This is a genomic window from Shewanella sp. ISTPL2, from assembly GCF_013283205.1.
GTDB classification, from domain to species: domain Bacteria; phylum Pseudomonadota; class Gammaproteobacteria; order Enterobacterales; family Shewanellaceae; genus Shewanella; species Shewanella oncorhynchi.
Genome location: NZ_JAAPAV010000002.1, coordinates 208,725 through 235,638, shown reverse-complemented (window position 1 = coordinate 235,638; position 26,914 = coordinate 208,725). Strand labels below are relative to the sequence as shown.

Here is a 26,914-nt window from a genome sequence, read left to right as displayed (position 1 = left end):
CAAAAAGCAGCAGCGCTCACCCATGGGCTGGGTGAGCGAATAATCATAATTTATCGTATATTAAAGATAAGAAACTGCATATTGGACAGAGCTAATCACACGACCTGCTGTTGCACTACCAGTTTCAGAAATATACTGCACAGCAAAATCATGGGAGGCAGAGTCTGCACCTGCAGCAACATTTAATCCATCAACAGCACTTCCTGCTGTTAAATTGATACTCGTTCCACCAACTGAATCAAGAAGCTGTAATGCTACATTTGTTGCCGTACCAGTATTGCCTAAGTTACCTGCGGTTGTGATATTGTTACCCAAAAATACGGTTTTAATAGGTAAAGCTTGCGTTGCATTGACAGTACAACCACTGACTGAAATGGTAAAAGGTGTTTCACCAGCAACTGAGCCTGCAGTGGCAAGTTGAGCCGTAGAAACTGTTGGTAGCAAGACACTGGGATTAGCCGCATTTCCGTTAATCGCCACTTCACAAGTTTGGTCCGATACTTCACCCAAAAAAGTAATAGTATTATTCGCTTGAACACTAGTACCAAACAATGCACCTAAAACTAAAATAGATAGCGTTAATTTTTTCATCAGACATCCTACTGTTGTTACTATATGGAAATATTAAGGTTATGGCTCATCGAAGCTGAGCACACAATAGCAACAACACTAACAATTACATATAGGACTAGACTTGCGATCTTGTAGGAAATTTCTGACAATAAATATACTAAAGATAAACATTAAAAAGCGATTTCAAAAAATGAAATCGCCATTATTAATGGCAAAATTGTGAATCAATTATAATGAAGAGCAAGAATAACTTCATTCTCATTTTTTCGGCTAAAAACTAGATTATTAATTTGTTTGAACTGAGTTGATATAACAAGTATTTTGTCGCTATCTATAGAATTTGCATACACTTGGGGAGTTATAGTCTGAGAGATAAATTGATTGAGATTCTGGTCATAACAAGAAATGGTAGATAGATCGGAGTAGCAACTTGGTTCTGCTATCTCACCTTGAAAAGAAAGAGTTTTAAACTCAGTTTTTGCTATCACGTTACAGCTTATCACCGCGCTCAACATGACTGTAGTTACGCCGAATAACGATACCTTTAACATCTCATCACCCATTTCGATTTGTAGGACACCTCCTAACTATCGACCAAGAATGGATGTTCTGAAGTATATTTACTGGCAATAAATGTACTTATTAATAGATTAAAAATTTATAACTAACTAATCACACTTATCTAGCTTAAAACACTACTCATTCATATAAAAATGTCATGGCAAGAATAAGCATTTAAAAAAAAAGTAGTCAGCACAGGTTTGGTTAAGATCAACCGCTATACTATTCTTCCACTGCGCATAGAAGATTGTTGATACATTACGGGGCAGCAACCATCGCACTTGGCTATCGTCTTGAAAATAATGAATGTTATTTTTTTTAAGCAACTCAATTAAAACTCTCGTCTCAAATTGGCATAGAATGACCTCAGCTCCCAATACATAACTAAGCTTTAAGTCCTCGCGTTCAAAAGCGATACCCTTGCAAACTAACCAAAACAAGCTCTGCTGACATACTTCGACGCCCCCATTGACACGAAATGCAGTACCCCAACCAGATTCTGATGATAGGGCTAACTTAGTGATCATTGAGAACATAACTTCCCACCTTTGTAAGCATTAAAAAAACGCATAATGAGTATCTATCGTAAATTGGCGGGTATCCCTTCTAACTTAAATGCTTTCCTTGGTACATAATCCATCGCTACCCGACCAAATCTTCCGTGCTCAATATCCATATCAACTTTGCTTAAGGCGATACTCAAAATGCGGAGGAACAAACCGTTCGATAATAAGCATCGAAAATAACTTTCGAATTGAGGCTCAAAAGTTAGCGATATATTAACTATTTATAACGGCTCTAAATGTAGGATAAATCCGATGTCTCGTGGTGAAATCAGCCATAGTCGCGTACGTTTCAATACGATTGAGTTGTATATCTGTAGCGAAATTCACTTTAAATGGCGCGATTAAATCTATTCTTTCTCCCATAAAAAAAAACCTGCCGCAGCAGGTTTTTTTATGGCTAAGTTAAAATCACTTTACACGTGACGCAACTTAGGCTTCCATACAAGCTTTTAGCTTGTTCATGGCATTTTTCTCAAGTTGGCGAATACGTTCGGCCGACACTTGATAAGTCTCTGCAAGTTCTTGCAGTGTGGTTTTATCGTCATCTAACCAACGGGCGCGCAGAATATGCTGGCTACGTTCATCTAAGGTTTTGATGGCCGATAATAAACGACCTTGAGCATTCGATTCCCAGTTGTCGTTTTCAATATTTTCCGCTAAATCCGATGAATGATCTTCCAAATAATGAACAGGGGCAAAATCATGCTCCTCGTCTTGATCATTGGTTAAATCAAATGCCGGATCTTGCGCTGCCATACGTGATTCCATTTCGGTCACATCGGCCTTAGACACACCTAAATTTTCAGCCACCATAGTGACTTCTGCATCGCTGAACCAACCTAAGCGTTTTTTCGCTTTACGGATATTAAAGAACAACTTACGTTGTGCTTTAGTGGTCGCGACTTTAACAATGCGCCAGTTTTTCAGCACATATTCATGAATTTCAGCTTTGATCCAGTGCACAGCAAAAGACACTAGACGCACGCCAACATCGGGATCGAAGCGTTTAACCGCTTTCATCAAGCCTATGTTGCCTTCTTGGATCAGGTCTGCCTGTGGCAAACCATAGCCTGAATAGCCCTTTGCAACGTGCACAACAAAACGTAAGTGCGACATAATCAGTTGCTTCGCAGCTTGTAGATCACCAGTTTCCTGTAAACGCTTGGCTAACTCATACTCAGCCTCAGCGTCCAGCATGCTGATGCTAGTCACTGAATGGATATAAGCTTCTAGACTACTGGCGCCCTGTGGGACTGTCAGTGCCATTGATTGCGTTTGAAAGGTCATTCGCTCTCCTACATTTATCAGACTACTTAACGAGTGCATTCTTAGGTTCAACAACAAAATACCCTAAGAATAAGCTCACGAACTATCGGCTAATTGACAGAGTATGTCAACCTCAGCTCGTTTGCAGATACCCTTTTTACCTCGCTGAAGTAGACATTGCAAGTGAACAAAAGTTCATTACTCAGCATTTTTTTCGTCACTTTTTTTAGTTTAATCGACTGATTATTATGAAGGTTCAATCGACCGTAAATGCTGGCGTACAGACAAATACGAACCTAACCAACCTAAAAATGAGGCAAGTCCAACCAATTGCAGCAGTTCAATAAAAGTGAGTGATTTCATCTCGAGCTGACTGCCATACAAACCTAAAAGTTCGGCAAGGGCAGAATCGAGATACCACACTAATAAGTTGATGATAAGCCAAGCCAATATGCCGCCAATGACTCCGTACCAAATCCCAGTGTAGAGAAATGGGCGCTGGATAAAGGCTTCAGTTGCTCCGACTAGCTTCATCACTTCAATTTCGCTGCGCCGATTCATAATCGCTAAGCGAATCGTATTACCTATCACTAAGACCACGGCCAGCACGAGTAACGCGGCAATCGCCATCACAGTACGTTCGAGTAGACGCACTACCGCCTGTAACCGTTCTAACCATTCGATATCTAAACGGCCAAAGCTAATCTCAGGCTCGCGCTCTAGTTTAGTTAAGAGTTCACGGGCGCCCACTGGTGTTGAGTAACGCGGCGTAGGCGTAACGGTAATGACCGCGGGCAAAGGATTTTTATCTAAATAGGCCAAGGCCTCACCAAACCCAGATAAGCGTTGGAATTCTTCTAGCGCTTGATTTTTATCTATGTATTGCACTTTATCCACTTCGGGATATGTCCGAATGCGCGTCAGCAGGCTCTGAATCGTTTGTTCACTACGATTATCGTCGATAAACAAGGAGATCTCTGCCGCGCTGTTCCAGGAACTGGTAATGGTCTCGGCATTTTTAACTAACACTTGCAATGCTGCAGGCAAACTTAGGCTCACCCCTAAGACAGCCATGGTCATCACAGAGGATATTGGGTTGCGCCAGAGCTCTCCCATGCTCGCCATTGCTTGCTGCGCATGGCGAATAAAAAACATCACAATCCGACCAGACAGAGGCAGCTTGCTGCGAGTTAATTTTGCGCTATCGCTCATTGCCCTTCACCTCTATTCGTCGGTGCACTGCGAGTGTGCACATTAGGATGCAACTCTTGTGCACCTAACATACGGCCCTGTTTGAGGGTAAAAGTGCGATATTTCATTCGTGCGATAAGACCTAAATCATGGGTGGCGATTAATACGCTGGTTCCCGCATCATTAAAGGTTTCAAACAGACGCAAAATATCCATAGATAATTTAGGATCTAAGTTACCCGTAGGCTCATCGGCGAGCAGTAAGGGCGGCTTGTTCACTATCGCACGGGCAATGCCAACACGTTGCTGCTCACCGCCGGACAACATAATCGGGTTATGCCGCTCCTTGCCATATAAACCCACCATGTCGAGGGCACCCGCAACACGCTTACGGATTTCACCGTGTGAGAATCCCTCAATCACCAGTGGTAAAGCCACATTGTCGAACACACTTCGGTCCATCAATAGATGATGGTTCTGGAAAATCATCCCGATATTGCGGCGCAAATAAGGTACATGTTTAGGGCTGACTTTGGCGATATCGTGACCGTTAATCGCGACGCGCCCCGTTGTTGCCCGCTCGATTACCGTGATTAATTTCAACAGCGTACTTTTACCCGCCCCCGAGTGGCCGGTTAAAAATGCCATTTCACCTTGCTGTAGATGAAAATTCACATCCTCCAGCGCCATTTGGCCGCCAGGATAAATCTTACTGACCTGCTGAAAATCAATCATAAATTAGCTATCCGCTTTTTCTTGAGTGAACAAGGCATCGATAAATTCTTTCGAATTGAAGGTACGCAAATCGTCAATTTGCTCACCCACACCTATGTAACGGATCGGAATATTAAACTTATCAGCAATCGCAAAGACCACGCCGCCCTTAGCCGTTCCATCTAACTTACTGATGGTAATACCCGTTACACCTACGGCTTCCTGGAATAATTGTGCTTGGCTAATCGCGTTTTGCCCTGTGCTCGCATCTAATGTCAGCATGACCTCATGTGGCGTATCTGGGTCGAGTTTCTTCATCACTCGCACGACTTTCTTCAATTCTTCCATCAAGTGCGCTTTATTCTGTAAACGACCAGCAGTGTCGGCAATTAATACATCCACTTTACGCGCCTTGGCCGCTTGTAAAGCATCGAACAACACAGAGGCACTATCAGCACCTGTATGCTGGGCAATCACTGTAATATCATTACGTTGACCCCAAACCTGTAGCTGCTCAACCGCTGCAGCACGGAAGGTATCACCCGCGGCTAACATGACTGACTTACCTTGGCTCTGATATTGTTTGGCCAATTTACCAATAGTGGTAGTTTTACCCACGCCATTAACGCCAACCATTAAGATAACAAATGGGCCATTAGCATTGTCTGGTACTAACGGGATAGCGACGGGATCGAGTGTTTTTTGCAACTCATCCCGCAGCAATTCATATAAAGCTTCGGCATCTTTAAGCTGCTTACGTGAGGCATGCTCTGTCAAATTCTTGATTAATCGCGTAGTGGTTTCGACACCAACGTCGGCGATTAATAATTGTTCTTCGAGTTCTTCAAACAGATCGTCATCGATTTTCTTGCCGCGAAATAGGCCGATAAAACCACTGCCAATATTCTCGCTGGTACGCATTAAGCCACGTTTCAGGCGAGCAAAGAGCCCTTCCTTAACGGGTCTAGCCTGCGGCTCAGGTTGCAATTCAGCAACTGCTACAACAGCTTGCTCAGTTTCAGCTTGTTGCTGGACTAAAGCCTCTGCTTGCTCACGTACTAGTGCTTCGCCAGCGAGTTGTTCTGCCGCTAAGGCTTCAGCGGCATTCTGTTCGGCGGCCAAGCGGGCAAGTTCCGCTGCGAGTAATTCTGCTTCTAACTGAGCGGCAACTACACGCGCCGCCTCTGCTTGAGCTAATTGCTCTGCGGCGGCTTGCTCAACCGCTAACTGCTGTGCTGCCAATTGTTCTGCGATGCGTTGTTCTGCTTCTAACTGTGCTTCGGCTAACTTCTCTGCAGCATGCTTTTCTGCACTAAGTTGTTCTGCAGCCAAACGTGTCGCTTCAGCTTGCTGATTAGCAAAATGCAACGATTCAATTCGGGCATGCTCAAGGGCGAATTGCTCGGCTTCGGCTTTTGCCTGTGTTTGTTCGGCCGCTAACTGTTCTGCTGCCTGTTTTTCAGCATGAGCTTCGGCCTCGATGACCCCTTGTGTCTCTACTTGTTCCTGCGCGACACGCTGTGCTGCATCACTATCTTGTGTTGGAGTAACAACTGGCGTTTCAGCGACGACCTCATCTTGTGACTTATCTTTACGAAACCAAGAGAAAAAACCTTTCTTTGCCATGTGTGATTCCAGCGCTCTACTTCAGTATTGAATTTTGAATAAGACCCTGATGTTATACCAGATTGCCTCGGCAATTACGCCCAAAAAGTCGGCAATTAGCTAAGCTCAGTTAGCCTTCTCACCTTTTAGTGAGACTTTGATATAAAATAGCGGCCTTTATTAAGGTGGCACAGTCTACCACTTTCTTTCTTCAGGCAAAATCACGGGGGCACTTTGGTTAATCATCGAACGGTCAAAAATAATGTGACCAAGGGTCAAACAGCCAAAAATAAACCCGGCAGTGGACAAGTGCGGATCATCGCAGGCCAATGGCGCTCGCGTCGTCTACCTATCCAAGATCTCGAAGGTTTACGCCCAACGACAGACAGGGTTCGCGAAACACTCTTTAACTGGCTGGCGAATGATTTAGTCAATGCACGTGTACTCGACTGTTTTGGCGGTAGCGGCGCTTTAGCTCTCGAAGCCTTGTCCCGCTATGCCAGTTTCGCCAAAATTATCGAGTTGCAACGCGGCGCAGCCCTGCAATTAAAAGAAAATCTGCAAACCCTTAAATGCGATAAGGCCGAAGTGCTCAATGCTGATACGTTAGTGGTACTGCAAAGGGGCTGCGAGCAAGGTTTCGATGTGGTGTTTATCGATCCACCCTTTCGTAAGGGATTGGCAGAAAAGACGATTCAACTGCTCGATACTCAAGGTTGGCTCAATGATGGTGCGCTGATTTATGTCGAAATCGAGTCTGAATTGACGCAACTTGCTATCCCTTCTCGCTGGCACGCCTTAAAAGAAAAGAATGCAGGGCAAGTGAGCTACCGTTTATATCAATATCACTCAGAAACCACTGTTGAGCACATCGAAGATGAAAACCATGCCCTTATTAATTAACTTAGGTAAAGCCATCACTCTGATTGCATGGTTGATGATGGCCTACAACTTAGTCATCCCCTTTGAAGGCAATGTGGCGATTACTTTAAATATCCTGTTTGCCATTACCTGCATGATGCATTGTTTCCAAGTCGCTATCTTTCACATGCTGTTTAAGACCTTGCTACCATTAACGCAACAAGATTATCTACAAGTGTTTATCTTCGGAATTTTCAGCCTGTTAGCTTATCGGCAACGGGTGATGACTCAAGCGAATTAACCAAGCACACAGACAGCAAAAAGCCCTCTATTGAGGGCTTTTTAATGGTTATCAATTAAGAAACTGAACGCTAAACCTTATCCTTTTGGATATGGGTGTGCTACGCCTTTATGGCAGTCAACACAGGTCTTTCTCGCGTCAGGTTCTTTCTTGAAGTTATTTGAGTGCATTCTTACAGCCATTTTACTCATAGTTTCTGGCTGATTCTCATAAATACGAGTGTGGCAATGCTGACAGTTAGCAGAATCGTTCGCACGGAAATAATTCAGCGCTTTATCCGCTTGTTCTTTACGATTTTCATCTAACCAAGCTTGAGTGTTAAAGCCATCAATTGTCATGAAACCATATAAATCTTTAGATACGATGATTTTTTTGATCAAATAATCGACTGGACCATGGGGTAAGTGACAGTCTTGACACTGAACCGTAATCCCCGCTTTGCCGCCGCCATGGGCAGAAGCCAACACTTCATCCTTCAGCGAATGATTGCTATGGCAAGACATACAGAACTCATCTGTACTGGTCGCGTGTAATGTTTGTTGAGTGGTAAAGTATCCCACAACACCCACTACAATACCGACGACCAGTAGCGCCAGGATTGAATATTTCGCGCTAGGTTTAAATAGTGCACGCCAGTTCATCACTCTATCTCCAAAATTGTCAAAATTAGTTTTTATAAGACTAGTTTATGCTCTTTCATTTATTAGAAATTTGATTTTAAGCCGAAATTTGCTGATTAAATTAACCTTAAAAGCGCAAAATGAGACTTAGCTCTAACTATTTGGACGTCATTTGGTAAAAACCGCTAGCTGAACTGTGATGCACTTTAACTAAAGCTAATGCAATCACCCGATAATCGCAAGTTACCGATTTTTTTTATAGTTAGGCTCCCCCTTGATAATCTAGAACTAGAAATTTATTTTCTAGAAAACAGAAATGTGATCGCGCCAATGTTTATTGCACCTTGAGAGTGAAGCAGAAATAAATGGTAAAACGCAGGTAAGCCGAATAATACTGTTCGAAATGAAACTTTCTACGATCAATTTGAGTCTCTTAGAATACGCAGTCATATTCATGATAAGCCCGTTGAAGACAAAACTTCGAGTCAGAAATTCTATTTGCTAATTTAGATTAATTAGATATTTGAATTGAGGCGTTAACTGAAGTGTGAGTTAAATCATTACAGCTAAACATTGCTATGCTAGAATCGAGCCGTTCATCATTTGGAAGACTTATGCATCACACACTCGGTCGTTATTTTTTAGTCATATTCACTCTACTCGCACTCGTCGGGCAAAGTGTCGTGTCTAATGGTCACGCCATGGTGCCACACACTATGGATATGAGTGCGATGAATCATGAGGTTTCCTCCCAAATGCACCACGCTACAATGATGCAGATGGACACAGAGAACAGTTCTGACTCACATTCAATGGCCAACGCGGATTGCTGCAACGATAAAATGCTTCCCGGCGCGAAACAGCATTGCTGTGATGGCACCACATCATGTTCAAATGATTGTGGTCATTGTTTGACGATTTCAGTCGCTGGCACTCTATTCAGCCCACACCTCTGGCCAAGTGTGAGCATGAGCGATACTGCAATGGCCACTCCTATGCCTCATTTCCACTCTATCTCTTTGTCTTCGGCCTTTAAACCACCGATAGCCTAGCTCTACTTTGTGCTTATTGGGCAAATAAACCCTTAAAAAAGCCAAACGACCAAGCTAAAACGACAATGCTGTTAGCCCTAAGCTAACGCCCTATTTAGCCGTTTATTGTGGTGCCTTATCATTAAATCGTGCACCCGAGTCTAGCAGAACGTTGATTACTGAGCCGAATGCCAAATTGTGGCATCAATACGTCTATCGAAGCGAACCGCTTTGATCCACTGTGCTCACTGACGTTTATGCGCTCGTATTCGGCCGTTAATCCGATGGAGTGAATAATATGAAAACACTAACTAATCTCGCCTTAATCGCATTCTTGCTGACCAGCACAAGCGTGTTTGCGACGGCAGCGCCGCACGCACATCAACACGACAATGCCAATCCACAGGAACAAGCCCATACCCATGTTTGCCCTATGCACCCTGAAGTGACTGGCAGCAAAGAAGATACTTGCCCTCAATGTGGTATGAACTTAGAGCCAAAGGCAGTAGAAGCAAAACCAGCTGAAGGTGCGGCAAAAAACGCCCACAAACACCACTAAGCTAGGCTGGAGATGAGGCATATGAATTCATTTAAAACCGTAAAAAAGCAGACCCCTAAAGCCGTACTGATCTTGAGTAGCTTACTCTTAGGTACACCTTGGTTGAGCCATGCCCAACTGGCGAGCACACAACAGCCTGTGGCAACCGAAGCTGCAGTAAATTCTGCAACAGCGCCTAAGAGTAATCCGTTAAATCAAGTAAAAACCTACACTTGCCCCATGCATCCCGAAGTGCTCAGCCATGAGCCTGGTCGCTGCCCTAAGTGCAATATGTTTTTAGTTGAAAAGGAAGGTACCGATACCAATTCAGCAGATCCACATGCTGAACATCAACATACAGATCACTTAGCGACAGAACATGCGCACACCTCGACCACGAAAGCGGCAAGCCAAGTGTTCGACACACCAACCCCTAAGGCTAACAATCTTGTTAAAAAAACCAGCGAAGAAACAACAACTAAGTACATTTGCCCTATGCATGCCCACATCATCAGCGATGTACCCGGTACATGCCCTATCTGTGGTATGAATTTAGAAAAAGTCGAAACGGGTGGTAACACTCACGAAATCAATATCAATGTTTCCGGTAGCATGCAGCAAGCGCTAGCCATAAAAGTCGCTAAAGTTGAGCGCGATACGCTATGGAAATTTGTCGAGACCGTTGGACAAGTGGATTACGATGAAAGCCAAATAACGCATATCCATGCTCGAGTAACGGGTTGGGTTGAAAAACTAATGGTTAAGTCCATGGGAGACACAGTCAAAAAAGGGCAGCTACTCTATGAAATCTATTCACCGGATTTAGTCAATGCTCAGGATGATTATTTACTCGCCTTAGATACCGCCAAAACAGCAGGCAATCAGAGATATCAGGATCTTGTTCGTAGAGCAGGCTTAAGACTGTCATTTTTAGGATTTACCGAGCAACAAATCAAGCAATTAGCCGACTCGCGCCAAACCCAATATCGGGTACCCTTTTATGCACAACAGGATGGTGTAGTCGAAACACTGTCTATCCGCGATGGTATGTATATTGAGCCATCCACCGAAGTGATGTCGTTAGTCGATCTCTCTAAGGTATGGGTCATAGCCGATGTGTTTGAAAATGAACAAAGCTGGATAGTCAAAGGCCAACAGGCTGAAGTGGCTGTGCCCGCCATGAACTTAAGCGGGATAAAAGGCACTATAGATTATATCTATCCGGAACTTGATCCTGTCACGCGTAGCTTGCGAGTGCGTGTTGTGCTCAATAACACCCATGTTTCCCTTAGACCTAAAACCCTCGCCAAGGTCTCGCTTTTTGGCGGCCCCAATAAAGACACGCTAGTAATCCCACAGGAAGCCTTAATCCAAACGGGTAAAGAGAATCGCGTGATAGTCAAACAAGACGACAATAGTTTTGCCGCTAAAGTCGTGACCGTCGGCATGATGAGTCAAGGTAAGGCAGAAATTGTCTCGGGCTTAACCGAAGGCGAGCGCGTGGTGATCTCAGGGCAATTTTTACTCGACTCCGAGGCCAGTCTCAAGGGCAGCTTAATGCGTTTAAGCAGCGGTCATCAGCACTAGGAGCGCGTTATGTTGAAATATATTATCGAGGCGTCAATCAGGCAGCGATTGATGGTGCTGATTATCGCCATCATGATCACTGTTTGGGGCGTACAAGAGCTGCGCAAAACGCCGCTTGATGCACTGCCCGATCTGTCGGATGTGCAAGTGATTATTAAAACTTCCTACCCAGGGCAAGCGCCTAAATTGGTAGAAGAACAAGTCACTTACCCTTTATCTACCGCCATGTTAGCTGTACCCGGCGCCAAAACGGTACGCGGCTATTCCATGTTCGGCGATTCTTATGTCTATGTGATTTTTGAAGATGGCACAGATATCTACTGGGCGCGCTCACGGGTATTAGAATACTTAAGTCAGATCAGTAGCCGATTGCCACAGGGCGTACAACCGTCCCTTGGCCCCGATGCCTCAGGTGTGGGTTGGGTATATGAATATGCGCTGGTCGATCGCTCCGGCAGTTTAGATTTATCACAACTCAAAAGCCTGCAGGACTGGTATCTCAAGCTAGAGCTGCAAAGCGTGGCTGGCGTGTCTGAAGTCGCCACCGTCGGTGGTATGGAGCAGACCTACCAGATCGTACTCGAACCCGACAAAATGGCGATCTATAAACTGGATATCGCCAGCATTAAAGATGCGATAGAAAAATCTAATAGCGAAGCTGGCGGCTCGGTCATCGAAATGGCTGAAGCCGAGTATATGGTGCGCGCCAAAGGCTATCGTCAGACGCTAGAGGATTTTCGTGAAATTCCCCTTGGTATCACCAGCCCTTCTGGTACAGGTTTATTACTGAAAGATGTTGCTACCGTGCGCAAAGGCCCAGCCTCACGCCGCGGTATAGCCGAACTTGACGGCGAAGGTGAAGTCGTAGGCGGCATTATTGTGATGCGTTACGGCGAAAATGCTTTATCCACGATTGATGCCGTAAAAGCTAAGCTTGAAGAACTGAAAGCTGGTTTACCCGATGGGGTTGAAATCATCCCCACCTACGACAGATCCCAATTAATCCTTAATTCCGTTGATAATTTATTCAGCAAGGTCGTCGAAGAAATGCTAGTGGTAGGGTTGGTCTGCCTGCTGTTTTTACTGCATGCACGCTCAACCTTAGTCGCCATCATTACCCTGCCGCTTTCAATCCTGATTGCCTTTATCGTAATGAATAAGATGGGGGTGAATGCCAACATTATGAGTCTTGGGGGTATCGCGATTGCTATTGGCGCGGTGGTGGACGGCGCAATTGTGATGATTGAAAACCTGCACAAACATTTGGAGCAGTTTCACACAGAACACAACCGAGAACCCGATACCAAAGAACACTGGCGGATCGTCACCGAAGCGTCGATTGAAGTCGGCCCTGCGTTATTTTTCTCATTGATTATTATCACCTTAAGCTTTGTGCCTGTGTTTGCACTCGAAGCGCAGGAAGGCCGTTTATTTGCACCGCTGGCCTATACCAAATCCTTTGCTATGGCCGCTTCCGCATTATTAGCAATCACATTAGTGCCAGTCTTAATGGGCTATTTTATTCGGGGCAAAATTCCGAGTGAGCATAAAAATCCCATCAGTCGCGTGCTGATCGCTTTATATAAGCCATCGCTTAATCTGGTACTTAGGTTTCCTAAAATCACCTTAGCATTAGCGTTGATTGCCTTAGTCAGCGCTTGGTATCCGATGACGCGCATGGGCAGTGAGTTTATGCCCGAGTTAGAAGAAGGCGATTTACTCTATATGCCAACCGCGTTACCGGGACTCAGTGCGGGCAAAGCCGCGGAAGTGTTACAGCAAACCGATCGTTTGATCAAAACCGTCCCCGAAGTCGCCCGCGTATTTGGCAAAGTGGGCCGCGCCGAGACTGCGACCGATCCCGCGCCGTTAACTATGCTCGAAACCACCATCATGCTTAAACCCCATGAAGAATGGCGCGAGGGCATGACCTTAGATGGCATCATCGCTCAACTGCAACAAACGGTGAAAGTGCCTGGTATCACCAATGCTTGGGTGCAACCCATCAAAACCCGTATCGATATGCTCTCCACTGGGATAAAAACCCCCGTTGGCATTAAGATCACCGGAGCCGATGTGAATGAGCTGCAAAGTCTAGGGGCAGAAATAGAGGCCATCCTCAGTAGAGTGCCACACACTAAGTCGGCCTATGCCGAGCGCAGTGGCGGCGGGCGTTATATCGATATCACCCCCAAACTCGATGTGGCCGCACGTTACGGTATGTCATTGCAGGATATTCAAGATGTAGTGCGTTACGCCATTGGCGGTATGGATATTGGTGAATCGGTACAAGGGGCTGAGCGTTATCCCATCAACCTACGTTATCCCCGTGAGCTACGCGATAATATTGAGAAGCTACGCGAACTCCCTGTGATCACTAAATCGGGAAATTACCTGCCACTGCGAAATTTAGCGGATATCGAAATCACCGATGGCGCACCTATGCTCACCAGTGAAAATGGTCGCTTAATCTCTTGGGTGTTTATCGATATTGAAGGCACGTCTATCGGCGAATACATTACTACCGCAAAGCAAGCATTAACTACCGAACTTAAAGTGCCCCCGCGCTACAGCTATACCTTCGCAGGCCAGTATGAATATATGCAACGGGTAGATGCAAAACTGAAGCAAGTGATCCCTATGGCCTTAGGTGTGATATTCATCCTGTTGATGATGACATTTGGCTCTACTTTGCAGGCGAGTATTATCATGCTCAGCCTCCCATTCGCGCTGGTCGGCAGCACTTGGCTATTGTATCTACTGGATTACAACATCTCAGTCGCCGTCGCAGTCGGTATGATTGCTTTGGCGGGCGTTGCCGCGGAGTTTGGGGTAATCATGCTGATTTACCTTAATAATGCCATTAAGCACAGGCAAGAGAAGAATAACTACCATACAGTTACCGATCTCAAAGAAGCTTTAATTGAAGGTGCTGTTATGCGTATTCGCCCCAAAGCCATGACAGTAGCAACCATCTTCTTCGGCCTACTCCCCATTATGTGGGGTGCAGGATCGGGTAACGATGTGATGCAGAAAATTGCCGCACCTATGGTCGGCGGCATGGTTACGGCCCCATTACTGTCACTGTTTGTACTACCCGCGCTTTATCTACTGATTTATTCGCGTAAATTAAAGAAAGACGCGGCGTAATTGAGTGTACGGCGCTAGAACACCGATAAAAATCCCCTCAAACCATTAAAGTTTGAGGGGATTTTTTCATTCAATCAGATTAAAAAATCTAATTTTGCAACAGTGCCATACACAACTCTGAGTAAAATAAGTCTCTAAGTTTATAGCGCTTATGTGTACCATTGACTCAGTGCCACACAGAATTGACTCAATTCACTGCCGTAGGAAGGATCCCATCACATGACCAAGTCATTTTGTTTAACCATCAGCCGGATATGGCCGCAAGCACTTTCCCTTAAAACCCCATCACGCGCATTACTTGCCGCATTCGGTTTATGCTCTGCGCTCATCATTACAGCACCCACCTTTGCCGCACCCGCAACCGGTGAATTCGTTGCCGACAAACGCTGTGAGCTATTTCAATCGAAAAATAAGCAGACGAATCCAGATCAATGGCAGAGCAATATTGGTGAGCGCTACCCTGTACTTGAAATCCTCGGCAATAGCGCTAAACCTGATTGGCTAAGAGTGCGCACCAATGCGGTGAAGTCTCCCATGCGTTGGATCAGCGGCGATTGTGGTCAATATCTATCTAATGTTGCTGGCAGTAATTTATCAACACCTGCAACGGCGGCGGAACCGGCGCAAACAACCACGGCATCGGACATCAAAGCCAAAAGCCGAGATAGCCTTAAAGAGCATGGTTCCCCAGAGAAACGCCAAGGGAATCAATGTCAAATAGGTGGCGAATTCGATGCTAACGTGCTCGCATTAAGCTGGCAAAGCACCTTTTGTGAACTCTATGGCCGCCGTAAAGCCGAATGTCGCGCCCTCAGCCAAACGCCAGAATCGAGCCAATGGCAACACTTCAGCCTGCACGGACTGTGGCCGAATAAACAACAATGCGGCACGCGATATGGCTATTGCAGCACAGTCAAACTGCAACCGAATGATTTCTGTACTTATCCAGAGTTTGAACTGAATCCATCGGTGCGCAAAAATTTAGAAGAAGTCATGCCTAGCGCCCAATATGGCACCTGTTTAGAACGCCACGAATGGTGGAAACACGGCACTTGCCGTAGCCAAGACCCTAACGAGTACTTTTTATTGGCAACCCAGCTGACCCAAGCGGTCAATGCCTCGGCATGGGTACAAAAATTTATTCATGACAACATAGGTAAGAGTGTCAGTAAAAGTGAGTTAAACCAAAGTTTTGATGGCAGCTTCGGTCAAGGCGCTCACACTAAAATGAGTCTAGAATGTGGCAAGGGATTACTGAGTGAAATCCGCATTAACTTGCCCGAAGTCATTAAAACTTCTGACTCCTTACCTAGCCTACTCGCCAAAGCCAATAAGGCCTCAAAAGGCTCCTGCCCTGAAACAATCATGATTGATAACGCTAATTAAACAAATAGTTAGACAAATAAAAACGGCGATTTAGCGTCGCCGTTTTTAACCTTAATGACAGTCCTTAATATGGCAGTCACATCTGATTAAGCTTGATCACCGCAAAGGTAGCGCCTTGGGCGTCAGCAATGACAGAAAATCGTCCCACATCAGGGATGTCACTAGGCGGAATGCACACTTGCGCACCTAAGACTTGGGCCTTCTCAGCAAACGCATCGCAATCCGCCACCACAAAATAGAGCAACCAGTGGGGAGAAATATCGCCCCATTCAGGCATTATCGTCATCATGCCGCCGATGGATTGACCATCAAGCTGCCATTCTGAGTATTCAATGTCAGGCATGTCACTTGGCATGTTGGTCCAAGGGAAAATTTTGCAGTAAAAGGCTTCTTCAGTACGCGGCTCTTTACAAGCCAGCTCAACCCAGCAAAGGGTATTGAGTTCACCCTGACGGCGAGCACCTATGTGGTTCTTCGCTTGCCATAAGGCAAAGCGTGCGCCTTCAGGATCGCTCACCTGCGCCATCACGCCCGCATCACCCACAATATGCGGCCCCATGTGCACTTGGCCGCCCGCCGCTTGAATCGCTGCAATGCTGGCATCGATATCATCGACGGCAAAGTAGATACGCCAGTGGCTGGGGATATGTGCTTCCGACTCAGGGATTTGATACATGGCGCCTAAGTCATCTCCCGCTAAATTAAATAGCGAAAAGTGACCTTCAGGGATCGGCATTTCGACCGAGTTCCAACCAAATAACGCTTGGTAAAATGCTGTAGCTCCCTGCCAATCATGGCTTGCAAGTTCAACCCAACATGCATGTCCTTGTGCGTACTGAGTCATTTTCATTATCGGCTCCTTTGTTTTAACAATCATTCGAGTTAAGCCTGAGTTTGTATTTCTGTCCAGTATTCAGGTTAAAAAGATCTGTAAGACAAAACTCAACCGCTAAAGACAAAAAAGCCCTCACATGGAGGGCTTAAATCATCACAACAAATTAGGAATATTGCGGCAGTAAATTTGCCATCGCGAGCAGATGACAAGCACCTGTGACTATGCCAAATAACACCACAAGAATAATCAGCGGTGTACCGCCTATCACTCTAAAACCTGTGCTATCGGGGAACAACTGCCGCGATTTATAGGCCATCAGCGCCGGGACGATTACCGCCCACACAGTTGCCGCTAATGCCGCAAAGCCAATCGCTACTAAGAAGCCATCGGGAAACAGTAATCCTAAAATCGTTGGCGGCACAAAGGTCACTAACGCAGTTTTCATTCGGCCAGAGCGTGAATCATCAAAACCAAACAAATCGGCGAGATAATCGAACAAACCTAAGGTCACCCCTAAGAAAGATGAAGCCACGGCTAAGTTAGCAAACAGGGTCAACATACTGTTTAACCAGCTACTCGCCATCACCTCAGACAAAGCGCCCACCAACACTCCCATATTGCCACCTTGAGCAATAATGTCGATAAACTGGCTGCGGGGAATATTACCCATAGTCGCCACTAACCAACAGGCATAAATCACCAGCGCGATAAAGGTGCCGACGAAAATCGCCTTGATAATGGTGGAAGAATCTTTGCCGTAATACTTCACTAAGCTGGGGACGTTACCATGGTAACCAAAGCTAGCGAGACCAAAGGGCAGCGCCGCCCACAGATAAGGTGAAAAGCTGTTATTACCATCGGGTTCGAGCAACTTAGTCACATCAATTTCGATCAATAAATTGCCGATCGCGAGGAAGAAGGTAATGATCATACCGCCGAGCATAATCGTGGTAATCCGATCCACGGCTTTAGTACTGATCAATACTATGCTCGCCAATACTATGGCAAACACCAGTCCTGCCACGCTTTGCGGTAACTCAATTCCCATGCCCTGCAAGCTGTGATTCACAATCGAACCACCGCCGCTGATATAGGCATAGGTCAAAATATACAACACGAAAGCGATAGAAACGCCGTTCACTATCCGCCAAAACTGCCCAAGAGTTTGCTTGCTTAAGGTATCGAAGCTAGCACCGGGTTCGAAATGTAAATTGGTTTCGAGCAGCAATAAACCCGACATCAACATGCAAAACCAAATGCCTAATAACATTAGAATCGAATAGCCAAACCACATACCTGCACCGACCACGGGCAGAGAAAACATCCCAGCACCTACGGTCGTGCCAGCAATAATCATGGCACCACCGAGCAAGGACTTACCTGCGGGCTTATGCTTAGCCGCATTCATATGATTTGCCATTAAACTGTGTGCTCCGCGGTGACACTCGCCACTATCGTTTGTCTCACTGACGGACGTAATAAGCTATTGGCCTGATCTCGTATGCGATTGATATTGGACTTATCTTCACTATCCGCCAGATATCCCAATTCTTTGAGCTTCACGCTCAAAGTACCGTAGAGTTTTTTATCGTAGAACTCAGGCGCGGTAATGCCATGTAAAGCCCCTAAACGCTGGGCGAGTAAATGGCTCTCAGACTCAAGTTCTGAGCGCTCCATCTTAGGTCTGTTCGCTAACAGATTGAAAATAATAGCGTAGCGTTGCAAAGTTTCACTCACTGAACTGGCTAACAACAATAATTGGCTTGAGTGCTCAGGCACGACAGCTAAAGTATCTGTCTCAACTACTAAACCTTGCCCAATCAGGAAATCCAGTACTTGCTCAACATAGGCTGGTAAGTCTTTAATTCCCATGAAGAGTTCGGCTTTCAGCAGTGGATAAAAATCGGCAACGATTGAAACCACTTGCTGGCGCAGGATCTGTTCATTGTGGGTTAAACAACTCGCAATTAATGAAGGAACAATAAATAAGTGAATGATATTGTTACGATAGTAAGTCATAGACACAGCCTGACTCGCTTCGATAGACACTATTTCCCCTAAAGGATCGGCACTAACAACAAACTTGTTCAGCTCTAAACCTTGCTGCACTAAATGCTTACCATCACCTTCGGCAACAGATGTATAAGAAGTGTAAGGCACTTTTTTGAGTAGGGTCAGATACAAATCAAGCTGACGCTCCAGCAGACTACGTTCTAAGGCGTTTTGATCTGTCGCCAGTAAAACTAAGCTAGTCAAAGTCACAGAACTCGCGGCTGCGGCATCATTGATACGCGTCATCACCCGATTAGCCAGCACGTTTACCGCTGGCGTTAACCAACTTGGTTTCTGCTCGGGATCATCGGCCAACTCAGCACGCCAGTTTGGCGCACGCTCATTTAAGAAATTTTGCAGGGTAATAGGCTCGCCAAAATTCACATAACCTTGGCCAAAATTACCTAATTTGCGAATGGCACCGAACACCTGCCACACAGATTCTTTTTTCTTTTTCTTACCGCTTAACTCTTTATGGTAAGTCGCCACTTCCATCACATGGTCATAGCCTAAATACACAGGCACAAGTGTGACAGGACGTTCAATACCGCGCAGTACGCTGTTCATCGTCATGGCGATCATGCCAGTTTTCGGCGCCAACAGACGGCCAGTACGTGAACGGCCGCCTTCGGAGAAGTATTCCACCGAATAACCTTTAGCAAACAGCTGGTCTAAATACTCACGAAATACTGCGGTGTATAGCTTGTTGCCATTAAAACTACGGCGGATAAAGAAGGCACCACCGCGACGGAACATAGGTCCCGCGGGCCAGAAATTGAGGTTAATGCCGGCAGCAATGTGCGGCGGAACCATGCCTTGATAATACAAAATATACGATAACAGCAGGTAATCCATGTGGCTGCGATGGCAAGGCACATAAACAATCTCGTGGCCATCGTGGTGTAACTGCCGAACTTGCTCGGCGCCTTTAATGTTGATCCCGCTGTAAAGCTTGTTCCACAGCCAAGTTAAAAAACGCTCGGCAATACGCACTAAACTGTCTGAGTAATCGGCTGCTATTTCATCGAGGTACTCAATAGCCGTCTCGCGCGCTTGGGTCTCAGAAATCTTTTTACTGGCGGCTTCTTCTTGAATCGCTTTGCGCAGCGACTCAGATTTGAGTAACGAATGAAACAGTGCTTGGCGGTTTGGCAGCACAGGCCCTGTCATTACCTTACGTTGACGACGGAAATGCACGCGTGCAACCCGTGCTAACTTATGGGCAATCCCCATGTCGGTGCCATGTTCGTCAGCCATGTAACGCAGGGATACGGCATTCGAAAACTGCACGAAGTTATGTCGACCTAAGAACAAAATCATCAAGCACTTGCGCAGCCAAGTCGGGTTTTCCCGCTCAAATACGGCCGCCTTCATAGTGTCGTCTTCTTTCCCTGGCGTGCGACCCCAATACAAGCTCACGGGTACCAGTTGAATATCTAATTCAGGACGTTCCTTATGCACGGCTAACAAACGCATAAAGCATTCGAGGAAAGGCTCATTACCAGCACGTTCGCCAAACAGTGGCTTACGTCCTTGAAGACAGACAACCCGAGGCGCAGTCACACCATTAGCCACTAGAGGCTCATAAGGGCTTGGTAAACCTAACTTAGCCGTTATTTCGCTCAAAGCAGCGATGTCACTGAGTGATTCTGTTTTCATCACATAAACAAGGGGTCTGGAAGCATCCAGATTCAGATCGGCAAAGGGATCCTGAGGCACCACAATAGTGTGCACTAAGTGTTTTTGGATCCAACGTAATGATTTCAACCAAAGAGAGTCGTGTTTAGGCATTATTCTTATGCAATTAAGTGCGTTTACTAGCCCGATAGAATACCAGACTATGGGCAATATTCGCTAATTCTCTCCAATATAGCTAAAAAGTGGTTAATACTTGCGCTGCAAATAATACTGTATATACTAACAGTAACTGTATAGAAAAACAGGAAACACCATGAGACCTTTGACGCCACGCCAAGCTGAAATTTTAGAGCTAATTAAACGAAATATTGCCGATACAGGCATGCCACCCACTCGGGCAGAAATCGCAACCCGTTTAGGTTTTAAGAGCGCCAATGCGGCTGAAGAACACCTTAAAGCGTTGGCAAAAAAGGGCTGCATTGAGATCATGCCAGGCACATCTCGGGGCATTCGTCTGCCTGCGGAAATCGAAGATTTGACTGAAACAGGTTTACCGCTCATCGGCCAAGTGGCCGCGGGTGAACCTATCCTCGCCCAAGAACATGTTGAACAGTACTACCAAGTCGACCCAAGCATGTTCCATCCCGCCGCCGATTTTTTACTGCGAGTAAAGGGCGACAGCATGAAGAATATCGGCATTCTCGAAGGTGATTTGCTGGCAGTTCATAAAGTAGAACAAGCTAGGAATGGTCAAGTGGTTGTCGCTAGAGTCGATGACGATGTCACTGTTAAACGTTTCGAAAAAAAAGGTAATGTGGTCTATCTACATGCCGAAAATGAAGATTACTCCCCGATTAAAGTGGATTTAGGCTTCCAAAGTTTAACAATTGAAGGACTCGCCGTCGGTGTGATCCGTAATGGAGATTGGCTATGAATAAACTACTTGGCAATGCCCCCCGCCATCCGGGCTTGTGGCTCGATGAAGTCCGTGATGCCGACTATGACTGGCACCATGCGCCTATCGCCTGTATGCCAACTAAGACTCAAGGTCGCCAAGAATTAATTCATCTGAGTGCACAACTCGCTCAGTTAAGCCAACAGGGCCGTTGGTTAGTGCTCATCAACCCACCAAGTATTGGCTACAAGCAAATGCTCGCCAGTGCAGGTGTGCGTATGGATAGAGTTTTGCTGGTACATGCTAAAGATGAAGTCGAAACCCTGTGGGCGATGGAAAAAGCCCTGACAAGTGGTACGTCCAGTGCAGTCATTACTTGGACTCAATCATTAGATGCGCGGGATAATCGACGCCTACAAATCGTGGCTAAAAGTGCCCGAGCTATGGGCATAGTGCTTGAAGACGTAAACAGTCACTTACATGCAGACGTACGTATTGAGCAAGGCAATCTCTTCGGTCAGCAATCTTTTTTTAGCGCTGTACACTAAATATTCATTTAATTTTTTACCTTGAAAGCCGCCTCACCTATGAATGTGAGGCTTTTTTTTGGCAATTTTTCAGATAATTAGATAAATAAGTGATCTTGATCAATATTTAAACAGCAAGTATGGTTGGTTAAGTCGGTGATGATATATCACCTTCCGTGGTCAATGAATCGAGTATTTATCGAACTCGAAGCGCCACTAAAAATAGAGAACAGATTTATTTCAGCAGTATGTGCCAGCGTGGCTAATTACCAGCAGTAACAATACTTGATTAAAAGTAACAGCCGCCAACGCACGTTGAAGTCAAAAAAGCTTTTTTGGGAACTGAAGAGTTTGCATAGAGTTGAGACTTACTGTGTTGCTCTTCTTTGTAGTTGCTATTCGCAATTGGCAGAGGAGAAGTCTTGTGAAGCAATTGTTGTATTGTTTACTCGTGGTGCTTTTCGCACCACCGTTGACCGCCGCGGACATGCGGTTCAACATGACCCCTGGCGTGACCGAGATCAGTGGTAAGGTTTATCACTTGCACATGACCATCTTGTATATCTGCTGCGCAATAGGCCTAGTGGTCTTTGGCGTCATGATTTACGCCATGATCAACCACAGAAAATCCAAAGGCGCTGTCGCGTCCCACTTTCACGAAAGCACTAAAGTTGAAATCGCTTGGACGATTCTGCCATTTATCATTTTGATCTTAATGGCGATTCCAGCGACAAAAACTTTAATCGCAATGGAAGATCCCAGTAACGCCGATCTCACCGTAAAAGTCACGGGTTCCCAATGGAAATGGCATTACAGCTATTTCGATCAAGATATTGATTTTTATAGCATACTGACAACACCCAGAGCACAAATCGAAGGCACCGAAACCAAGGGTGAAAACTATCTATTGGAAGTCGATAAACCGCTCGTTCTACCGATAAACCGCAAAATCCGCTTTCTGATGACTTCAGAGGATGTCATCCATTCTTGGTGGGTGCCCGCCTTTGCCATTAAGAAAGATGCCAATCCAGGATTTATCAATGAGGCCTGGACTCGCATCGACAAACCCGGCATTTACCGTGGTCAATGCGCCGAGCTCTGCGGTAAAGACCATGGTTTTATGCCTATCGTAGTACAAGCGTTACCCGAAGCCGAGTTTGAGGCTTGGGTCACAGAGCAGAAACAAGCCGCAGGTGCTGCGGCTGAAGCCGCTCAAGCCGCTTTATCACAAACCCTAAGTAAAGAAGAGTTGATGACTCAAGGTGAACAAGTTTACCTCGGGCACTGCGCAGCCTGCCACCAGCCCAATGGCGAAGGGTTGCAAGGCGTATTTCCGCACCTTAAAGGTAGCCCGATTGCAACGGGACCGCTCAGCGGCCACCTTGAAATTGTGCTCAACGGTAAAACGGGTACAGCCATGCAAGCGTTTAGTAAGCAATTGACCGCACAAGAAATCGCGGCAGTGACTACCTACGAGCGTAATGCTTGGGGCAATAATACTGGCGATGCAGTGCAAGCCAAAGACGTCAACGAGTACATGAACGGCAATTCTGCACAAACATCCGCCGCGGTACCAAGCAGTACAACTCCGACACCCGCACCTGCAGACGTCTCAGCTGCAATCGATCCCGCAAGCCTCCCCACACTCAGCCATGACGCCCTCATGGCCGAAGGTCAAACTGTCTACGCGACCTTCTGTGCTGCCTGCCATCAAGTGACAGGTGCAGGAATACCACCCGCCTTCCCCGCGCTAGTGGGTAGTGCTATCGCCATTGGACCAGTCGCCAATCACATCGATATTGTGATGCACGGCAAAACGGGCACGGCTATGCAGGCATTTGGCAAACAGCTTAGCCCACAGCAACTTGCAGCAGTCATTACCTATGAACGCAATGCTTGGGGTAACAATACCGGCGATACAGTGCAACCTGCTGATATCGCAAGTCATGGACAGTAGGGGATAATGATGAGCACTACGACTCAAGATCAAACCGCAGCCCATGATGACCATCATCATGGTGCGCCAAAGGGCATCATGCGCTGGCTGCTAACCACCAACCATAAAGACATAGGTACTTTGTATTTATGGTTCAGCTTTATTATGTTCTTAACCGGTGGCGCTATGGCCATGGTGATCCGCGCTGAACTCTTTCAACCTGGATTACAATTGGTCGAGCCCAACTTTTTCAACCAAATGACAACTGTTCATGGGCTGATCATGGTATTCGGTGCGGTAATGCCAGCCTTTACAGGGCTCGCTAACTGGCTGATCCCTATGATGATAGGAGCGCCCGATATGGCGCTGCCACGGATGAATAACTGGAGTTTTTGGATACTCCCCTTCGCCTTCACTATCCTTCTCAGTTCGCTATTTATGGAAGGTGGCGGACCTAACTTTGGTTGGACCTTCTACGCACCACTATCAACAACTTATAGCCCAGATAGCACGGCGCTCTTTGTATTTTCTATTCACATCATGGGGATAAGTTCGATCATGGGCGCAATCAACGTGATTGTGACCATAGTGAATTTACGCGCGCCAGGCATGACATGGATGAAGTTACCATTGTTTGTGTGGACTTGGCTTATCACGGCATTCCTACTGATCGCGGTTATGCCCGTACTCGCTGGCGCAGTGACTATGGTGCTGACCGATAAGTTTTTCGGCACGAGTTTCTTCGATGCGGCGGGCGGCGGCGATCCAGTGATGTTCCAACATATTTTCTGGTTCTTCGGCCACCCTGAAGTTTACATCATGATCTTGCCGTCCTTTGGCATCATCTCTGCCATAGTGCCCGCCTTCAGTCGTAAACCCTTATTTGGCTATGCATCCATGGTTTATGCTACGGCTAGTATTGCAATTCTGTCGTTCCTCGTGTGGGCGCACCATATGTTCACCACAGGTATGCCTGTGTTTGCCGAGCTGTTCTTCATGTATTGCACTATGTTGATTGCAGTGCCAACTGGAGTGAAAGTGTTTAACTGGGTTGCCACTATGTGGCGCGGCTCACTCAGTTTCGAAACGCCCATGCTGTTTGCTGTAGCCTTTATAATACTCTTCACTATTGGCGGTTTTTCGGGATTAATGCTCGCCATTACACCCGCCGACTTCCAGTACCACGATACTTATTTTGTTGTGGCACATTTCCATTATGTACTCGTAACTGGTGCGATTTTCTCCATCATGGCAGCGGCCTATTACTGGCTACCTAAGTGGACGGGACACATGTACAACGAACGACTGGGACAATGGCATTTCTGGTGTTCGGTGATTTCGGTCAACGTGCTGTTTTTCCCGATGCATTTCCTTGGGCTGGCAGGAATGCCAAGGCGTATCCCTGACTACTCGATTCAATTTGCCGATGTTAATCAAATCGTCTCGATTGGTGGGTTTGCCTTCGGCTTATCGCAATTGATTTTCTTAGTTTTAGTAATTAAGTGCATCCGTGGCGGCGAAAAAGCTCCCGCTAAACCTTGGGAAGGTTCCGAGGGTTTAGAGTGGACATTGCCAAGCCCTGCGCCTTACCACTCCTTCACGACACCACCTGAGGTGAAATGAAATGGCAACCCAACACCAGCAAGATAAACCTAAGTCAAATCGTAAACTTATCAGCATGTTAGTTCTCGGCTGTATTGGCATGTTTGGCTTTGGATTCGCGCTGGTGCCGCTCTACGATGTGTTGTGCGAGCAACTCGGTATCAATGGAAAACCCTCCAATACCGCGAGTAGTTATCAAGCAATCACAGTAGATACAAGCCGAATAGTGACTGTAGAATTTATTTCTCAGGTACAAACAGGCATGCCATGGACATTTGCGCCACAAACCAAGCGGCTCGAAGTTCACCCTGGCGAGCTAATTCATACGGCATTTTTGGCGCGCAATATGTCCGCTAAAGCAACGATTGGCCAAGCGATACCTTCAGTTTCGCCCGGACAAGGTGCCGCTTATTTTAATAAAACAGAATGCTTTTGCTTTAATCAACAACCCTTAGCGGCGGACACTAGCGCTGAGCTGCCGCTCATTTTCTATGTGGATCCTCAGTTACCTGAGTCTATCCACACTCTGACCCTCTCTTACACTCTCTACGACATTACCGACAAGCAGTTAGCGTCTGCCATAGAGCAAGGAGCTGCAAAATGACAACGAAACATCAGACTTACTACGTTCCATCCCAAAGTGTCTGGCCTATTATAGGTGCCATTGGCTTGTTCTTAATCGCCTCTGGTGCAGGCCTTTTCGTGCAGCAGTTGAAATCAGGTGCATCCGGTGGCGGTTATGTGCTGCTGGTTGGGATCGCTGTGATCCTATTCATGCTGGTGGGTTGGTTTAGAACCGTGATCCAAGAGTCGATGGCAGGGCTCTATTCTAGCCAAATGGATCGATCGTTTCGCCAAGGTATGAGCTGGTTTATTTTTTCGGAAGTTATGTTTTTCGGGGCTTTTTTCGGGGCACTATTTTATGCCCGCATGTTCGCAGTGCCTTGGCTCGGTGGCGCATCGAATAATGCCATGACCCACGAAGTACTCTGGCCTCAGTTTGAAGCTATTTGGCCGCTCATTACTACGCCAGATGGCACTAAAACCCAAGCTATGCCATGGACTGGACTGCCATTAATCAACACTATCGTACTGCTAACCTCCTCAGTTACCTTACATTTCGCCCATGTCAGCCTAGAAAAAGGTAAACGTTCTGCCATTACTCTCTGGCTTGGTATCACCATACTCTTGGGTATGGGTTTCCTTGCCTTACAGGCAGAAGAATATATGCATGCCTACCGGGAAATGGGACTCTCCCTGACCTCTGGGATTTATGGCAACACCTTCTTCCTGTTAACTGGCTTTCACGGCATGCATGTCACACTGGGGACGCTCTTTTTATTCGTGTTGTTTTTCAGAGTGTTGAAGGGGCACTTTAGCGCAGATAAACATTTTGCGTTCCAAGCGGGGAGTTGGTATTGGCACTTTGTGGATGTGGTCTGGCTGTGTTTGTTTATTTTCGTTTACGTTCTCTAGTGCT

At 46.2% G+C, this 26,914-nt stretch carries 23 protein-coding genes; 13 read left to right on the top strand and 10 right to left on the bottom strand.

The window, feature by feature from the left end; all coding sequences use genetic code 11:
• Positions 1-60: 60 nt before the first annotated feature.
• The 6 genes from HUB64_RS22880 to ftsY all read right to left on the bottom strand — a co-directional run bounded on the left by HUB64_RS22880 (position 61) and on the right by ftsY (position 6,496).
• On the bottom strand, positions 61-591 hold the full coding sequence (locus tag HUB64_RS22880) for a fimbrial protein (RefSeq protein ID WP_131524791.1): 531 nt from the start codon (positions 589-591) through the stop codon (positions 61-63).
• Between the two features lie 698 nt (positions 592-1,289).
• Positions 1,290-1,670 (bottom strand): hypothetical protein, encoded by a 381-nt coding sequence (locus HUB64_RS22875; RefSeq protein WP_173248194.1) that lies wholly within the window; start codon positions 1,668-1,670, stop codon positions 1,290-1,292.
• Positions 1,671-2,129: 459 nt separating this feature from the next.
• A complete protein-coding gene (rpoH, locus tag HUB64_RS22870) occupies positions 2,130-2,987 on the bottom strand; it encodes an RNA polymerase sigma factor RpoH (protein ID WP_006079635.1) in 858 nt (285 codons plus the stop codon).
• A gap of 225 nt (positions 2,988-3,212) precedes the next feature.
• Positions 3,213-4,178 carry a permease-like cell division protein FtsX gene (gene ftsX, locus HUB64_RS22865; protein WP_113940269.1) on the bottom strand — a complete coding sequence of 322 codons (966 nt, stop codon included), beginning with the start codon at positions 4,176-4,178 and terminating at the stop codon, positions 3,213-3,215.
• Positions 4,175-4,891: a cell division ATP-binding protein FtsE gene (gene ftsE, locus HUB64_RS22860; protein WP_105250626.1), complete on the bottom strand. Its 717-nt coding sequence runs from the start codon at positions 4,889-4,891 to the stop codon at positions 4,175-4,177. Before ftsE ends, ftsX begins: the two co-directional genes overlap by 4 nt.
• Before the next feature lie 3 nt (positions 4,892-4,894).
• Positions 4,895-6,496 carry a signal recognition particle-docking protein FtsY gene (gene ftsY, locus HUB64_RS22855; protein ID WP_173248196.1) on the bottom strand — a complete coding sequence of 534 codons (1,602 nt, stop codon included), beginning with the start codon at positions 6,494-6,496 and terminating at the stop codon, positions 4,895-4,897.
• 213 nt (positions 6,497-6,709) lie between these two features.
• On the opposite strand from ftsY, the gene rsmD reads away from it, so the two are divergent.
• Complete coding sequence (gene rsmD / locus HUB64_RS22850) at positions 6,710-7,378, top strand: 16S rRNA (guanine(966)-N(2))-methyltransferase RsmD (protein ID WP_173248198.1); 669 nt, start codon at positions 6,710-6,712, stop codon at positions 7,376-7,378.
• Complete coding sequence (locus tag HUB64_RS22845; RefSeq protein ID WP_173248200.1) at positions 7,353-7,637, top strand: DUF1145 domain-containing protein; 285 nt, start codon at positions 7,353-7,355, stop codon at positions 7,635-7,637. Before rsmD ends, HUB64_RS22845 begins: the two co-directional genes overlap by 26 nt.
• A 77-nt stretch (positions 7,638-7,714) precedes the next feature.
• On the opposite strand, the gene HUB64_RS22840 is transcribed toward HUB64_RS22845, so the two are convergent.
• Positions 7,715-8,278, bottom strand: a complete 564-nt coding sequence (locus tag HUB64_RS22840; RefSeq protein WP_105250630.1) for a NapC/NirT family cytochrome c — start codon at positions 8,276-8,278, stop codon at positions 7,715-7,717.
• 593 nt (positions 8,279-8,871) lie between these two features.
• Here HUB64_RS22840 and HUB64_RS22835 point away from each other — a divergent pair.
• The 5 genes from HUB64_RS22835 (at position 8,872) to HUB64_RS22815 (ending at position 15,949) form a co-directional block, all read left to right on the top strand.
• Entirely contained in the window at positions 8,872-9,309 is a 438-nt protein-coding gene (locus HUB64_RS22835; protein ID WP_168827238.1) for a hypothetical protein, read from the top strand.
• A gap of 277 nt (positions 9,310-9,586) precedes the next feature.
• Complete coding sequence (locus HUB64_RS22830; RefSeq protein WP_113940264.1) at positions 9,587-9,847, top strand: heavy metal-binding domain-containing protein; 261 nt, start codon at positions 9,587-9,589, stop codon at positions 9,845-9,847.
• A gap of 21 nt (positions 9,848-9,868) precedes the next feature.
• Positions 9,869-11,413: an efflux RND transporter periplasmic adaptor subunit gene (locus HUB64_RS22825; protein WP_131524806.1), complete on the top strand. Its 1,545-nt coding sequence runs from the start codon at positions 9,869-9,871 to the stop codon at positions 11,411-11,413.
• A 9-nt stretch (positions 11,414-11,422) separates the two neighbouring features.
• Complete coding sequence (locus tag HUB64_RS22820; protein ID WP_173497977.1) at positions 11,423-14,563, top strand: efflux RND transporter permease subunit; 3,141 nt, start codon at positions 11,423-11,425, stop codon at positions 14,561-14,563.
• 219 nt (positions 14,564-14,782) lie between these two features.
• Positions 14,783-15,949, top strand: coding sequence for a ribonuclease T2 (locus tag HUB64_RS22815; RefSeq protein ID WP_173497976.1), 1,167 nt, complete (start codon positions 14,783-14,785; stop codon positions 15,947-15,949).
• A 76-nt stretch (positions 15,950-16,025) separates the two neighbouring features.
• Here HUB64_RS22815 and HUB64_RS22810 read toward each other — a convergent pair whose 3' ends face one another.
• The 3 genes from HUB64_RS22810 to plsB form a co-directional block, all read right to left on the bottom strand.
• On the bottom strand, positions 16,026-16,799 hold the full coding sequence (locus HUB64_RS22810; protein WP_173497975.1) for a VOC family protein: 774 nt from the start codon (positions 16,797-16,799) through the stop codon (positions 16,026-16,028).
• A 148-nt stretch (positions 16,800-16,947) separates the two neighbouring features.
• Positions 16,948-18,204 carry a tryptophan permease gene (mtr, locus tag HUB64_RS22805; protein ID WP_173497974.1) on the bottom strand — a complete coding sequence of 419 codons (1,257 nt, stop codon included), beginning with the start codon at positions 18,202-18,204 and terminating at the stop codon, positions 16,948-16,950.
• The gene (plsB, locus tag HUB64_RS22800) at positions 18,204-20,627 is read right to left on the bottom strand and encodes a glycerol-3-phosphate 1-O-acyltransferase PlsB (RefSeq protein WP_105250638.1); all 2,424 of its coding nucleotides are present in this window, start codon (positions 20,625-20,627) and stop codon (positions 18,204-18,206) included. The genes mtr and plsB overlap by 1 nt, the downstream gene beginning before the upstream one ends.
• Before the next feature lie 160 nt (positions 20,628-20,787).
• Between plsB and lexA the strand changes: the two genes are divergently transcribed.
• The 6 genes from lexA to HUB64_RS22770 all read left to right on the top strand — a co-directional run bounded on the left by lexA (position 20,788) and on the right by HUB64_RS22770 (position 26,910).
• On the top strand, positions 20,788-21,408 hold the full coding sequence (lexA, locus tag HUB64_RS22795) for a transcriptional repressor LexA (protein ID WP_105250639.1): 621 nt from the start codon (positions 20,788-20,790) through the stop codon (positions 21,406-21,408).
• The gene (locus tag HUB64_RS22790) at positions 21,405-21,917 is read left to right on the top strand and encodes a cell division inhibitor SulA (RefSeq protein WP_131524817.1); all 513 of its coding nucleotides are present in this window, start codon (positions 21,405-21,407) and stop codon (positions 21,915-21,917) included. The genes lexA and HUB64_RS22790 overlap by 4 nt, the downstream gene beginning before the upstream one ends.
• 403 nt (positions 21,918-22,320) lie before the next feature.
• Entirely contained in the window at positions 22,321-23,853 is a 1,533-nt protein-coding gene (gene coxB, locus HUB64_RS22785) for a cytochrome c oxidase subunit II (RefSeq protein ID WP_173497973.1), read from the top strand.
• A gap of 9 nt (positions 23,854-23,862) precedes the next feature.
• Positions 23,863-25,455 carry a cytochrome c oxidase subunit I gene (gene ctaD / locus HUB64_RS22780; RefSeq protein WP_105250642.1) on the top strand — a complete coding sequence of 531 codons (1,593 nt, stop codon included), beginning with the start codon at positions 23,863-23,865 and terminating at the stop codon, positions 25,453-25,455.
• 1 nt (position 25,456) lies between these two features.
• Complete coding sequence (locus tag HUB64_RS22775) at positions 25,457-26,038, top strand: cytochrome c oxidase assembly protein (protein ID WP_173497972.1); 582 nt, start codon at positions 25,457-25,459, stop codon at positions 26,036-26,038.
• Positions 26,035-26,910: a cytochrome c oxidase subunit 3 gene (locus tag HUB64_RS22770; RefSeq protein ID WP_173497971.1), complete on the top strand. Its 876-nt coding sequence runs from the start codon at positions 26,035-26,037 to the stop codon at positions 26,908-26,910. Before HUB64_RS22775 ends, HUB64_RS22770 begins: the two co-directional genes overlap by 4 nt.
• Positions 26,911-26,914 lie beyond the last annotated feature (4 nt).